The organism is Pseudomonas sp. GW821-FHT09C09, assembly GCF_059418105.1.
On record NZ_JBWKPF010000006.1, the window covers coordinates 210,494 to 224,691 of the forward strand.

General features: G+C 62.1%; 8 protein-coding genes (1 of these 8 cut by a window edge). 3 read left to right on the forward strand and 5 right to left on the reverse strand.

The window, feature by feature from the left end:
* From AC07NR_RS20515 to AC07NR_RS20525, 3 genes are all read left to right on the forward strand, one after another.
* A protein-coding gene (locus AC07NR_RS20515; protein ID WP_495079302.1) for an amino acid adenylation domain-containing protein crosses the window boundary here: on the forward strand, positions 1–4,480 show its 3' end. Its footprint begins 10,169 nt before the window's first position; the window shows 4,480 of its 14,649 coding nt (coding positions 10,170–14,649); the start codon falls outside the window, past its left edge; the stop codon is at positions 4,478–4,480.
* Between the two features lie 66 nt (positions 4,481–4,546).
* Complete coding sequence (gene macA, locus AC07NR_RS20520; RefSeq protein WP_119426608.1) at positions 4,547–5,695, forward strand: macrolide transporter subunit MacA; 1,149 nt, start codon at positions 4,547–4,549, stop codon at positions 5,693–5,695.
* Between the two features lie 2 nt (positions 5,696–5,697).
* Complete coding sequence (locus tag AC07NR_RS20525; protein WP_305836206.1) at positions 5,698–7,656, forward strand: MacB family efflux pump subunit; 1,959 nt, start codon at positions 5,698–5,700, stop codon at positions 7,654–7,656.
* Positions 7,657–7,719: 63 nt separating this feature from the next.
* Here the strand turns inward: AC07NR_RS20525 and AC07NR_RS20530 are convergent, their stop codons facing one another.
* The 5 genes from AC07NR_RS20530 to yghU form a co-directional block, all read right to left on the reverse strand.
* A complete protein-coding gene (locus tag AC07NR_RS20530; protein WP_495079303.1) occupies positions 7,720–8,493 on the reverse strand; it encodes a helix-turn-helix transcriptional regulator in 774 nt (257 codons plus the stop codon).
* A gap of 924 nt (positions 8,494–9,417) precedes the next feature.
* Positions 9,418–10,650, reverse strand: a complete 1,233-nt coding sequence (gene glcF / locus AC07NR_RS20535; protein WP_305836207.1) for a glycolate oxidase subunit GlcF — start codon at positions 10,648–10,650, stop codon at positions 9,418–9,420.
* Positions 10,651–10,653: 3 nt separating this feature from the next.
* Positions 10,654–11,718 carry a glycolate oxidase subunit GlcE gene (gene glcE / locus AC07NR_RS20540; protein WP_495079304.1) on the reverse strand — a complete coding sequence of 355 codons (1,065 nt, stop codon included), beginning with the start codon at positions 11,716–11,718 and terminating at the stop codon, positions 10,654–10,656.
* Positions 11,718–13,217, reverse strand: coding sequence for a glycolate oxidase subunit GlcD (gene glcD / locus AC07NR_RS20545; RefSeq protein ID WP_495079305.1), 1,500 nt, complete (start codon positions 13,215–13,217; stop codon positions 11,718–11,720). Before glcD ends, glcE begins: the two co-directional genes overlap by 1 nt.
* 38 nt (positions 13,218–13,255) lie before the next feature.
* Entirely contained in the window at positions 13,256–14,095 is an 840-nt protein-coding gene (gene yghU / locus AC07NR_RS20550) for a glutathione-dependent disulfide-bond oxidoreductase (RefSeq protein WP_248743505.1), read from the reverse strand.
* Positions 14,096–14,198 lie beyond the last annotated feature (103 nt).

Here is a 14,198-nt window from a genome sequence, read left to right on the forward strand (position 1 = left end):
GCTGATGCGCGTGGTGCACAGCTGGGACGCGGTCAATCGGCGTGTGGTGGCGCTGCTGCTGTTCCATCACCTGGTCATGGACCACATTGCGCTGGAGGTGCTGCGCCACGAGATGCAGTCGGTCCTGCTCGGCCAGTTGCGGCAGCTGGCCGAACCGGTGCCGTATCGCACCTATGTCGCCCGTACTCGCTCGGGGTTGAGCGAGGAGGAACATGAGACGTTCTTCCGCGACATGCTCGGCGATATCGACGAGCCGACCCTGCCGTATGGCCAGGGCAGTGTTGCGGACAGTGGCAACGGGCATGCGCAGCGGCTGCTGAGCACCGCGTTGAGCCAACGGGTCAGGGCCAAGGCCAGGCGTCTGGGCATCAGCGCTGCCAGCCTGATGCACCTGGCCTGGGCCAGCGTGCTGGGGCAACTGTCGGGGCGTGAAAACGTGGTGTTCGGCACCGTAATGCTCGGACGGTTACACGGTGGTGAAGGCGCCGAGCGGGCGCTGGGCGTGTTCATCAACACGCTGCCGCTGCGCATCGATCTGGACGGGCAAACGGTGAAAGAAGCCGCGTTGGCGACCCATCAGCGCTTGAACCGCTTGCTGCATCACGAACACGCGCCGCTGGCGCTGGTGCAACGTTGCAGCGCCATGGCGCCGGGGGTACCGCTGTTCAATGCGTTGTTCAATTACCGCCACAGTGGTGGCGGGGGCACGCCGTCCGATGAAGTCGTTGCGGCATGGCAGGGCATGCAGTTGCTCGATGCCGAAGAACACAGCAACTACCGCCTGAGCCTGAGCGTCGATGATCTGGGCGAAGACTTCAGCCTGACTGCGTTGACCATGTCCGGGATCGACGCCGAGCGGATCTGCGACTACATGGATCTTGCGGTCGACAGCTTGTTGCAGGCGCTGGAGCGGACGCCGCAACTGGGCATCGATCAGTTGTCGATCCTGCCGCGGGATGAGCGGCGGCAACTGCTGGTCGAGTTCAACGCCACTCAACGGGATTACCCGGCGACGTTGACGGTTCATCGTCTGTTCGAACAGCAGGTGACGAAGCAACCGCAAGCGGTGGCGGTGGTGCATGGCCGCGCGGCGTTGACTTATGAAGAGTTGAATCAACGGGCCAATCGCCTGGCCCATTACTTGATCGGACAGGGCGTGCAACCGGGCGACCATGTGGCGATCCTGCTGCCGCGTTCGCTAGATCTGTTGATCGCACAACTGGCCATCGGCAAATGTGCGGCGGCTTATGTGCCGCTGGACATCAATGCGCCGGCTGAACGTCAGGCGTTCATGGTCGAGGACTGCGGGGCGAAAGCGCTGTTGACCTTGAGCACTGAAACGGCTGATTACGCTGTGCGCCGGATTGATCTGGATTTGCTGTCGTTGGACGCACAACCGGTTCACAACCCGGATTTGCCGCAGTCTTCCGAGTCCCTGGCCTACATCATGTACACCTCCGGTTCCACCGGCACACCGAAGGGTGTGATGGTGCCGCACCGGGCGATTGGCCGGTTGGTGATCAACAACGGCTATGCGGATTTCAACCCGCAGGATCGCGTGGCATTCGCTTCCAACCCGGCGTTCGACGCCAGCACGATGGATGTCTGGGGGCCGCTGCTCAATGGCGGTCGAGTGGTAGTCATCGATCACGCGACCTTGCTTGATCCGCAAGCCTTCGGACGTGAACTGGCCAACACCGGTGCCACGATCCTGTTTGTCACCACCGCGCTGTTCAACCAGTACGTGCAGTTGATCCCCGAAGCCCTTAAAAGCTTGCGCATCGTGCTGTGTGGTGGCGAACGCGCCGATCCAGCGGCCTTCCGCCGCTTGCTGGCCGAGGCGCCGAATCTGCGCATCGTCCACTGCTACGGCCCGACCGAAACCACGACTTACGCCACGACGTTCGAAGTGCGCGAAGTGGCGGACGATGCCGACAGCGTGCCGATTGGCGGCCCGATCTCCAACACCCAGGTCTACGTACTCGACGCCCGTCAGCAGCCGGTGCCGATGGGCGTGACCGGTGAGCTGTACATCGGTGGGCAAGGTGTGGCGCTGGGCTATTTGAATCGCCCGGACCTGACCGCCGAAAAATTCCTGCAAGATCCGTTCGGCGATCAACCGGGTGCGTTGCTGTACCGCACCGGCGACCTCGCACGCTGGCTGGCACCGGGGCAACTGGAGTGCATCGGCCGCAACGACGATCAGGTGAAAATCCGTGGTTTCCGCATCGAACTGGGGGAAATCGAAAACCGCCTGCTGAACTGCGAAGGGGTGAAGGAAGCCATCGTGCTGGCCCGTCAGGACGGCCAGGAACCGCTGCGTCTGGTGGCGTATTTCACCGCCGAAGAGGGCGTCGACAGCACTGCTTTACGCAGCCAATTGCAGGCACGCCTGCCGGAATACATGGTGCCCTCGGCCTGGGTGCAGCTCGATGCGTTGCCGCTGAACAACAACGGCAAGGTGGATCGCAAGGCGTTGCCGATCCCGGCGCAGGACGCGCTGCTCAGCCGCGCCTATGAGGCCCCGGCCAATCCGCTGGAAGAGACTTTGGCTCAGTTGTGGGCCGAGGTGTTGCAGGTCGAGCAGGTGGGTCGTCACGACAACTTCTTCGAACTCGGCGGCCATTCGCTATTGGCTATTCGTCTGGTCAACCTGATGCAACAGAACGGGCTGGAAGTGACGCTGGCCGAGCTGTTCCAGCACGCCAGCATCGAGTCGCTCGGCACGTTGCTCGGCCAGCGCACCGGTGCAGAACAACAGGATGACGGACTGGTCGTGGTGCGGGCCGGTGGGGCAGGCTCGCCGCTGTTCCTGATGCATGAGTTCAGCGGGATGGACGCGTACTTCCCGGCGCTGGGCCTGCACATCGAGGGCGATTTCCCGATCTACGGCCTGCCGGGCATCCCGTTCGGCCAGGCACAGCTGCGCACCATGGAATGCCTGGCGGCGCGCATGGTGGAGATCATCCGTTCGGTGCAGCCACAGGGGCCTTATCGTCTGGCCGGCTGGTCGTTCGGCGGGGTGTTGGCCTACGAAGTGGCAATGCAGTTGCTTGGCATGGATGAGACGGTGGCGTTCGTTGGCCTGATCGACAGTTTCGTGCCGCGCCTGACCGATCAGGGCAAGGCGCGCTGGAGCGACGAACATGCGCACAAGCGTCAGTTGTTGCAGCACTGCACGATGTACCGGGCCTCTCTTGGTGACGCGGGGCAAGCCGCACTGGCGCATCTGGCGCTGTTGCAGACCGAACTGGAGCAGATTGACTTCCAGTTGCTGTTGCAGCGCTGCCGGGACCAGCAATTGCTGCATCCGGAGATGGCCGCCGCCGCGCCGCAAGACCTTTGGCATTACCTCGACCGCGAGGTCGCCCACGGGCATGCGCTGGCGCATTACCGGATCAATCCATTGGGCTTGCCGTTGCATCTGTTCCGGGCGCAGGAGCATCCGACGGAGCTGTCTCGTCGTCACCCGACTCTGGGCTGGTCGGATGAAGTGCCGGCCACGCTCCTGCACTGCATCGACGTGCCGGGCGATCACCAGAGCATGATGCAGGCGCCACATGTGCAGGTGCTTGGTCAGTCGCTCAGTCAGGCAGTTCAGGCGTCGGCAGTGATCGAATCCCGGGCGTATCAGCCGCTGTTGACGATCCAGACCGGTCACGCCGGGCATGCGCCGATTTTCTGTGTGCCGGGGGCCGGCGACAGTGTCACCGGGTTCATCCACCTGACCGAGGCGCTGGGGCCGGAGTGGCCGATTTACGGGCTGCAACCCCGAGGCCTCGACGGTGCGACCGTGCCCCACAGCCGGGTCGAAAGTGCGGCCACGTTCTACCTGCGGGCACTTGAGCAGTTGTATCCGCAAGGACCGGTGCACCTGATCGGGCATTCGTTCGGTGGCTGGGTGGCCTACGCCATGGCGGCGCAGTTGCAGGCGGTGGGGCGCGAGGTGGCATCCCTGACCCTGATCGACAGCGAATCGCCGGGTGGCAACAGCGTCGTGGGCAAGCCTTACACCACGACGGCGGCGTTGTTGCGACTGATCGAGTCGCTGCAACTGTCCAGCGGCAAGTCTTTGGGCATCGATGCACTGGCCTTCGCCGAAGCCGATGACGCTACGCAAATGCGTCTGCTGCATGACGGCATGGTGCATGCCGGCGTGCTGTCCGAACGCTCGTCAGCTGACGCGATGCAGGGCCCGGTGCGCACCTTCGCCACGGCGCTGCGCACGGTCTATCAGCCGGCGCTGGCCTACACCGGGCCGGTGCGTCTGGCGCTGGTGGACGATCCGACACTGGACGCCTCGGGCAACCAGCGCGAACAGGCAGCGATGCTCGAAGGCTGGCAGCGCGAGGCCCGGGATCTGGCGGTGTGGTACGGCCCCGGCAACCACTTCACGATCCTCAAGGCGCCCAACGTCTTCAGTCTCGCGGCGTGGTGGCATGACGGGCTGACGGTGGCGGCGGGTCAAGTGTTGTCCTGATTGAAGTTTTTATCCTGGAACCCGGCCGCTGGCCGGGCTCAACCCTGAACGGAATTGTGGTCATTTATGGAACAGTCGAAGTTGCGCAAAGTCGGTCTGGGAATCGCGTTGACGCTTGTGGCCGGGTTGGTGTTCTACACGGTGCAGGCACCGGCTGAAGCACCGCAGTACCTGACCGCCACGGTTGAACGCGGTGACATTGAAAACGCGGTGCTGGCCACCGGATTGCTGGAAGGCATCAAGCAGGTGGACGTCGGTGCCCAGGTCTCGGGGCAGTTGAAGTCGCTCAAGGTCAAGGTCGGCGACAAGGTCAAGAAGGGCCAGTGGCTGGCGGAAATCGACCCGCTGGTGCTGCAGAACACCTTGCGTCAGGCGCAGGTCGACGAGGAAAACCTGCAAGCCCAGCGTCGGGCGACTCAGGCTCAACTCCGGCAGACCAAGGCAATCTACGAGCGCTATCAGAACCTGCAAGAGGACGCGTCGATCTCGCGGCAGGATTTTGAAACCGCGCAATCGAACTACGAGGTGCAGCAGGCCAACCTGTTGTCGCTGGATGCGCAGATCAAGAGCGCGCACATCCAGATCGACACCGCCAAGGTCAATCTGGCCTACACGCGGATCGTCGCGCCCATCGACGGCGACGTGGTGGGTATCGTCACCCAGGAAGGCCAGACCGTGATCGCCAACCAACTGGCGCCGATCCTGTTGAAACTGGCGGACCTGGACACCATGACCGTCAAGGCTCAGGTGTCGGAGGCGGACGTCATTCACATCGCGCCGGGGCAGGAGGTGTATTTCACCATACTGGGTGAGGACAAGCGTTATTACGGCAAGCTGCGCGGCACTGAGCCCGCACCGCAGAACTTTCTGGAAACCCCGCCCGCCGGCACGCCGAAACAGAACACGGCAGTGTTCTACAACGCACTGTTCGAGGTGCCCAACCCGGATCATCGTCTGCGTATTTCCATGACGGCGCAGGTACGCGTGGTGCTCGACACCGCCAAGTCGGTGCTGACGATTCCGGTGGCGGCACTCGGTCCGCGCAACAACGACGGCAGCTTCCCGGTGCGGGTGCTGGACGCCAAGGGGCAGGCGCAGTCGCGCAATGTGCAGACCGGGATCAACAACAACGTCAAGGTGCAGGTCAACGACGGTCTGGCCGAAGGCGACCGGGTGGTGATCGGTGATCCGGTGGCGAAAGTGGCAGGGGCATGAGCATGACCGAACCTCTGCTGCAACTGACCGGCATCAGCCGCAGTTTCACTGCGGGCGACCGTGAATTCCTGGCGCTGAAGAATATCGACCTGACGATCCATGCCGGGGAAATGGTGGCGATCATCGGTGCCTCGGGCTCCGGCAAATCGACTCTGATGAACATCCTCGGCTGCCTCGACTACGCCACGGCCGGCAGCTACAAGATCAACGGCCGGGAAACCCGGGATCTGGACAATCAGGCGCTGGCCGAACTGCGCCGCGACTATTTCGGCTTCATCTTCCAGCGCTATCACTTGCTGCCGCATCTGAGCGCGATGCACAACGTCGAAATGCCGGCGATCTACGCCGGCACGCCAGAGCCGCAGCGCCACGCCCGGGCCCGTGAGCTGTTGGCACGCCTGGGGCTGGAAGGGCACCTGACGCACCGCCCCAGCCAGCTGTCGGGTGGCCAGCAGCAGCGGGTGAGTATCGCCCGGGCCTTGATGAACGGCGGTGAAGTGATCCTCGCCGACGAGCCCACCGGCGCCCTCGATACCACCAGCGGCAAGGAGGTGATGCGCATTCTGCTGGAGCTGCACGCCGCCGGGCACACGGTGATCCTGGTGACTCACGACCCCAAGGTCGCCGCCAACGCTGAACGCATCATCGAAGTCAGCGACGGCGAAATCCTCAGCGACCGCCGCAACGAGCGCGACACCACGGCACTGACCAACGAAGACGCGGTGTCGCGCAAATCCGGTGCGGCACGACGTCTGGTGGCCAGTTTCGGCTTGTTCAAGGAAGCGTTCAATATGGCCTGGGTCGCACTGATCTCCCATCGGATGCGCACCTTGCTGACCATGCTCGGGATCGTTATCGGCATCACCTCGGTGGTGTCGATTTCGGCCATCGGTGAAGGGGCCAAGCGCTACGTGCTGAAAGACATTCAGGCCATTGGCAGCAACACCATCGATATCTATTCCGGCACCAGTTTCGGTGACAGTCGCTCGGCGGCCATCGAAACCCTGGTGCCGGCGGATGTGACCGCTCTCAATCAGCTCTACTACGTCGACAGCGCTACGCCGGTGGTCGGGCGCAATCTGTTGCTGCGCTATCGCAATATCGACCTCGATGCGCAGGTCAACGGCGTCAGCGATCTGTATTTCCAGGTGCGCGGAATCAAGATGGAGTCAGGCATTCCGTTCAGCGAAAGCGATGCCCGGCGTCAGGCGCAGGTGGTGGTGATCGATCACAACACCCGGCATCGGTTGTTCGGCGAGGGCGTCGACCCGCTGGGGCAGGTGATCCTGATCGGCAATTTGCCGTGTACCGTGATCGGTGTGGCGGCGGAAAACAAAAACATCTTCTCGTCGAGCAAGTCGCTCAATGTCTGGGTGCCTTATGAAACCGCCGCCGGCCGACTGTTGGGCCAGCGTTACCTGGACAGCATCAGTGTGCGGATCAAGGACGGTCAGCCGAGCAAGGTAGTGGAAGACAACGTCAACAAACTGATGCTGCAGCGCCACGGCACCAAGGACTTCTTCACCAACAACCTCGACAGCGTGATGCAGACCGTGCAGAAAACCAGCCGCTCACTGGCCTTGCTGCTGTCGCTGATTGCGGTGATTTCGCTGGTGGTGGGCGGTATCGGCGTGATGAACATCATGCTGGTGTCGGTCACCGAGCGTACCCGTGAGATCGGTATCCGCATGGCGGTCGGGGCGCGGCAGTCGGACATCCGCCAGCAGTTTCTGGTGGAGGCGGTGATGGTCTGCCTGCTCGGTGGCGCCATCGGTATCTCGTTGAGTTATGCCATCGGCCACCTGTTCTCGCTGTTCATCAAGGAATGGGAAATGGTGTTCTCGCTGACTTCCGTGTTGACTGCCGTGATCTGCTCGACCCTGATCGGCATCGTGTTCGGCTTTGTGCCGGCACGCAATGCGTCGCGGCTCGATCCGATCGAGGCGCTGGCCCGGGATTGAAGCGGGCACGAAAAAACCGCCGTCCTTTGCAGGAGGGCGGTTTCGTCAGAGGTGTGTGAGCCTTCAGGCGGCGTTCGAAGGGCCGCAGGCTGCCGGGCAGTCCTTCGGCGAATACATCCAGCGCATCAGCGAGTGACGTCCGCTGATACCCAGTTTGATGGCTGCGCGTTTGAGGTAGCTTTCCACGGTATTGACCTTCAGTTGCAACTGTTCGGCCAGTTCAGGCGCGGTGCGTCCGGCCAGCAGACCGACACACACTTCCATTTCGCGGTTCGACAGGCTCAGCCCCAGTTGCTCCACTCGTTCGCAAAAGCGCAGGCGCAGGGTTTCCAGGCCCAGCAGGGTGGAATCCGATTGCTCCTGGGATTGTCCCAGGGCGTCAGTGTTTGACGGTTGCAGGGCGTTGATGTGTTTTTCCACCATCGGCAGCAGCACTGGGGAAATGTCCTGCAACAAGCTGCGCTCGTGAGCGGAGAAGCGTTTTGCCGGGCCGCAACGGTAGACCGAGATCACATAGCGATAACCGTCCTTGCGCCGGGTCAGGTGCAATTGCGAGGCGTCGGTGACCGTCGAGGGCTCGGGAGCGGGCAAATCATTGGCACTCGGCAGGGTGCTCAGTTCGGAATACACCGTTTCAGCCGGCAGTGGCGCTTCCTTGATGCATTCGGGTTCGCCGCGCGGTTGCGTGCGTCCGACCGGTTCCACGCGCATCTGCCGGATATGCGTGGCGTCCACGGCCAGTTGGGTCAGGATCAGGTCGTGCAGCATCCGTGGGAAATGTCGGCTGCCAGTGCTGGCGATGACCTTGCCAATGTGAGGAAACAGCTGTGAGTTCATGTCGTTCATCCATGAGTTGCAGTGTGGTACTCGTGTTCCTGAACCACCGGAAAACAGCTCCATGCCCGGCGACAGCGAATCAGGAAATTGGATCCTATCCTAGTACAACGTTTCAGCGACGGTTTAATGAAGGTGCTATTAGCTCATAACTGACGGTGAGGAGGATGTCGGGATGACAGATGTCAGAGAAATGCCTTACAGCTGAACAGGATCAATTTTATAAAAAATCCTACAAGTGACAGTTTTTAAGAACAAAAAAAGCCCGTTCAGCCGAAGCCAAAACGGGCTTTTTCCCGCATCGACAACCGTTACTTCAGGTTGTCAAAGTGGTCTCGCAGGAACTCGTAAAAGCGAAACGCTTGAAACGATCTCCATACGAGGCTCAGCGTACGCAGCAAAAGCTTCATACGTTTTGGCCTCCATGTCGGGGGCCAATCCTCCAGCGCACTTACCGGATCATGTGTGCCTTTGGACATGCTCGTCAGAGTTGCCCATGAGGCGGCCGGTTGTGATCCCTCCGAGCCATCATTCCGGCACGGGTGCAAACCGTGTCGAAGGGCATGAAACCGTTATGGTTCCAGCCAAACCTCATGGAAGCACTGGCGAGTGAGCGTCGGCATATTAACCTGTCCTGAGGCGGGATTTTGAGAATGCTGGGGGAAAGCTTTGGTATGTTTTGTAATTCGTTATTTCTGTCAGTATGGTTTGATGTGGTCAAGGCTCGCCAGGAATACGGATCTTTCGAATAACGCCATTCAGCGCACGCAAAATAACGTTGCAACGAAAACCAAAGATTAATAGTATTCCCGCACGTCAGAGTTGTCCGTGAGACAGCAGACCCCAGCCGCAAACTGAGGCTTGCCGAAAAAACCGCCCCGCAAAGGCGGTTTTTTTTGGCCCTTCGTTTGACCACCGCCAGCAATCCTACGCGTCTCTCACCAAGGGCATCGCGGCATCCATCAGCTCGATCCAGTGCCTGACCGGCGTGCGTCCCGCGCCGTCGAGATGGGCCTGGCAGCCGATATTGGCGGTAGCGATGACATCCGGATGACCGCTTTCCAGTGCATTGAGCTTTTGGTCGCGCAGTTGCCGGGCCAATGCCGGCTGGGTTATCGAATAGGTGCCCGCCGAGCCACAGCACAGATGGGCGTCCGGCACAGTCGTGAGGCTGAAGCCCAGCCGGGTCAGCACCGACTCCACCGCGCCGCCGAGTTTCTGTGCGTGTTGCAAGGTGCAGGGGCAGTGGAAAGCCAGGCGTTGATCGGCATGAATACCAAGGGATTCGAGCGGTTCCTCACGCAACACTTCCACCAGATCCTTTGCCAGCGCACTCACGGTTTTCGCCTTCTCGGCATAGGCCGGGTCGGTGCAGAGAAGGTGCCCATAATCCTTGATGAACGCACCGCAGCCGCTGGCGGTCTGCACGATCGCTTCGGCGCCTTGCTCGATGGCCGGCCACCAGGCGTCGATATTCTTGCGGGCCCGCTCAAGTCCTTTGGCCTGGGCGTCGAGGTGATAGTCCACGGCGCCGCAGCAGCCGGCATTCAGCGCCGGAGTAATGCCGATCCCCAGTCGATCCAGCACCCGTGCCGCCGCCGTGTTGGTGTTGGGCGACAGACCCGGTTGCACGCAGCCTTCAAGCATCAACACCTGGCGGGCATGCCGGGTTACCGGGCGGCGCTCGGTTGCAGAAGTACTGCGCGGCAGTTTGGTTTGCAGAGTCTCGGGCAGCAGCGCACGGAAGATCCGGCCAGCACCGAGCAGTCCCTTGAACAAAGAAGCATCGGGCGCCACTGCGCGCAAACCTCCGCGCAACAAGCGTTGGCCGATGGGCCGCGGCACAGCGGCATCCACCACGGCGCGGCCGATATCGAGCAGGTTGTGATAGTCCACCCCCGACGGGCAGGTGGTTTCGCAATTGCGGCAGGACAGGCAACGATCCAGGTGCAGTTGGGTCTTGCGGGTGACTTCGTTGCCCTCCAGCACCTGTTTGATCAGGTAGATGCGACCCCGTGGGCCGTCGAGTTCGTCGCCGAGCAACTGATAGGTCGGGCAGGTCGCGTTGCAGAAACCGCAGTGCACGCAGGTGCGCAGGATGCTTTCGGCTTCTTCGGCGCGGGGCAGTTGTCGGGCCTTTTCGCTGAGAGTGGTTTGCATGGCTCAAAGCTCCGCGTACAGGCGACCAGGATTGAAGATGCCCTGAGGGTCGAGTTGCTGCTTGAGTCGACGGTGATAGTGCAGGAGGGCGGGTGGCAGCGGGTGAAACGGCGTGTCGATCAAACCATGGCTGTAGCAGGTAGCATGCCCGCCAACAGCCGAAACCACCTGCCGAATCAATGCCGCTTCCGCGCCTGACTTGAGCCAACGCTGTGCGCCGCCCCAGTCGAGCATTTGTGCGCCGGCCAAGGTCAGCGGCGGGGTGTTGTTCGGCACCGACAGGCGCCACAGGGGCTGGTCCTCATCAAAAAAATCCAGGCGCTGTTCATTCAGATTTGCCCAGTAAGCACCATCGAGTCGTTCGCCACCGAGCCGATCACGGGCCGCCGCCACCGAGCCTTCGCCACCTTCCAGACGCAAGTGCAGGCGCTGGCCATCGTGGCAGGCGGCGCTGATCGGCAACGGTTGTTGGCCCCATTCCGCCAGGCGCTGCAAGGCACGCTCGCTGTCCATTTCCAGGCTGATGCTGAGGCACTCACGCGGCTTGGGCAGGACTTTAAGCGAGACTTCGGTAATCACTCCCAGCGAGCCGTAACTGCCGGCCATCAGCCGCGACAGGTCATAACCGGCGACGTTTTTCATGACTTCACCGCCAAAGCGCAGGTGCTTGCCATGGCCGGTGATGATCCGTGTACCCAGCACGACATCCCGCACCGACCCCGACCACGGCCGCCGCGGGCCAGACAGTCCGCTGGCGATCATCCCGCCCACCGTTGCATCGTCGGCGAAGGCCGGTGGTTCGCACGGCAACATCTGTTGTGAAGCATCCAGCACGGCAAGCAGTTCGCTCAGCGGTGTACCGCAACGTGCGGTGATCACCAGTTCTGTCGGATCGTAGCTGACGATGCCGCGATGGGTGCGAGTGTCGAGGATTTCTCCGGCAACGATGCGCCCCAGAAACGCTTTGCTGTTGGCGCCCTGAATCCGCAGGGGCGTGGCGTCCTGCAACGCCTGATTGACCTGATCGAGCAGCGCGGCGCCGTCGTCGACATCCTTTTCTCGGACCATCAGAAGCGCTCCAGCTCGGGGAAGGGCAATTGCCCGGCGTGAACATGCATGGCGCCGAATTCGGCGCAGCGGTGCAGGGTCGGGATGTTCTTGCCCGGGTTGAGCAGACCGCCGGGGTCGAACGCCGCTTTGACGGCGTGAAACAGGGTCAGCTCATCGTTGTTGAACTGCGCGCACATCTGGTTGATTTTCTCCCGCCCCACGCCGTGCTCGCCGGTGATGCTGCCGCCGACCTTCACGCACAATTCGAGGATTTTGCCTCCCAGGGTTTCGGCGCGTTCCAGCTCGCCGGGTTGATTGGCGTCGAACAGAATCAACGGGTGCATGTTGCCGTCGCCGGCATGGAACACGTTCGCCACGCGCAGGCCGTATTCGGCAGACAACTGTGCAATGGCTTGCAGCACACCGGGCAGTTCGCGGCGCGGGATGGTGCCGTCCATGCAGTAATAGTCCGGCGACAAGCGGCCCACGGCCGGAAAGGCATTCTTGCGACCGGCCCAGAAGCGCACGCGCTCGGCTTCGTCCCTGGCCTGGCGCACTTCGCTGGCGCCGGCGTTTTCCAGCACCTGGCGCACGCGAATGCAGTCATCGTGAACGTCGGCTTCGACGCCATCGAGTTCGCACAGCAAAATCGCTTCGGCGTCCACCGGGTAACCGGCGTGGATGAAGTCCTCGGCGGCGCGGATGGCCAGGTTGTCCATCATTTCCAGACCCCCGGGAATGATGCCGGCGGCGATGATGTCAGCCACGGCGCGGCCGGCGTTTTCCACGGAATCGAAAGCGGCCAGCAGGACTTTGGCGGTCTGCGGCTTGGGCAGCAGTTTGACCGTGACTTCGGTGATCACGCCCAGCAGACCCTCGGAGCCAGTGAACAGCGCCAGCAGATCGAAACCGGGAGAATCGAGCGCATCGGAGCCGAGCGTGAGGTGTTCGCCCTCGACCGTCAGGATCTCGACCTTGAGCAGGTTGTGCACGGTCAGGCCGTACTTGAGGCAATGCACGCCGCCGGCGTTTTCCGCGACATTGCCGCCGATGGAACAGGCGATCTGCGAGGACGGATCCGGCGCGTAATACAGGCCGAACGGAGCGGCAGTCTGGGATATCGCCAGATTGCGCACACCGGGCTGAACCCGCGCGGTGCGGGCAGCCGGGTCGATGTGCAGAATGTTGTTGAAGCGCGCCATGACCAGCAGCACGCCTTTCTCCAGAGGCAACGCGCCGCCGGACAACCCGGTGCCGGCACCCCGGGCCACCACCGGCACGTTCATCTCATGACAGGTGCGCAAGATGCCCTGCACTTCATCCAGATGCCGAGGCAAAACCACCAGCAGTGGCGTGGTGCGATAGGCCGACAAACCGTCGCATTCGTACGGGGCGAGATCCTCGCGCTGATGCAGGATTTCCAGTGCCGGCCACCGGGTTTGCAGCGCCTGCAACAGCGCGGCTTTATCGACCTCCGGCAGTGCGCCGTCGACCTGTTCGTCGTAAAGAATGTTCATGCGGGCGCCCCTTGGTTTTTGTTATCGGGTGCGAGCGATCAGTCCAGATCAGCAGCCTCATGTCGCTCCGGCACCTGGCTCGCCTCATCGCCCCAGGTCCGGTTGACGCGCTGCCCACGAATGACCGCCGGCCGTTTGGCGATGTCCTCGGCCCAGCGTTGCACATGGGTGTATTCGTGCGCCGAAAGAAATTCGGCCGCGCCGTACACGTTGTTGCGCACCAGTTGCCCGTACCACGGCCAGACCGCGATGTCGGCGATGGTGTAGCGGTCGCCGGCAAGGTAAGGACTCTCGGCAAGACGCCGGTCGAGCACATCCAGCTGACGCTTGGCCTCCATGGTGAAACGGTCGATCGGGTATTCGAGTTTCTCCGGCGCATAGGCATAAAAATGCCCGAAACCGCCGCCCAGGTAGGGCGCCGAACCCATTTGCCAGAACAGCCAGTTCAGGGTTTCGGTGCGGCCGGCGAGGTCGGTGGGCAGGAAGGCGCCGAATTTTTCGGCGAGGTAAAGCAGGATCGAGCCGGATTCGAACACCCGGATCGCCGGCTCCACGCCACGATCCAGCAGCGCCGGGATCTTGGAGTTCGGGTTGATCTCGACAAAGCCGCTGGAGAACTGATCGCCTTCACCGATGCGGATCAGCCAGGCATCGTATTCGGCCCCGGTGTGCCCGAGCGCCAGCAACTCTTCGAGCAGGATCGTGACCTTGACGCCGTTGGGCGTGGCCAGCGAATACAGCTGCAACGGATGCTTGCCGACGGGCAGGGTTTTGTCATGGGTCGGCCCGGCAATCGGGCGGTTGATGTTGGCGAACTGGCCGCCGGACGGAGCGCTGTGTTTCCAGACCTTGGGTGGTACGTAAGGCGTTTTGCTCATGAAACGAACCTCATCGTCAGCTGCTGAACAGGTGTGAGCCGACGGAAAAAACCACCGGCTCCTGACGGACAGAACACCACAGAAGGGCGTTTGAATTCCACCC

Excerpts from the sequence above, each read along its gene's own strand:
- macA (WP_119426608.1), top strand. The coding sequence starts at position 4,547 with ATGGAACAGTCGAAGTTGCGCAAAGTCGGTCTGGGAATCGCGTTGACG.
- AC07NR_RS20525 (WP_305836206.1), top strand. The coding sequence starts at position 5,698 with ATGACCGAACCTCTGCTGCAACTGACCGGCATCAGCCGCAGTTTCACT.
- AC07NR_RS20530 (WP_495079303.1), bottom strand. The coding sequence starts at position 8,493 with ATGAACTCACAGCTGTTTCCTCACATTGGCAAGGTCATCGCCAGCACT.
- glcF (WP_305836207.1), bottom strand. The coding sequence starts at position 10,650 with ATGCAAACCACTCTCAGCGAAAAGGCCCGACAACTGCCCCGCGCCGAA.
- glcE (WP_495079304.1), bottom strand. The coding sequence starts at position 11,718 with ATGGTCCGAGAAAAGGATGTCGACGACGGCGCCGCGCTGCTCGATCAG.
- glcD (WP_495079305.1), bottom strand. The coding sequence starts at position 13,217 with ATGAACATTCTTTACGACGAACAGGTCGACGGCGCACTGCCGGAGGTC.
- yghU (WP_248743505.1), bottom strand. The coding sequence starts at position 14,095 with ATGAGCAAAACGCCTTACGTACCACCCAAGGTCTGGAAACACAGCGCT.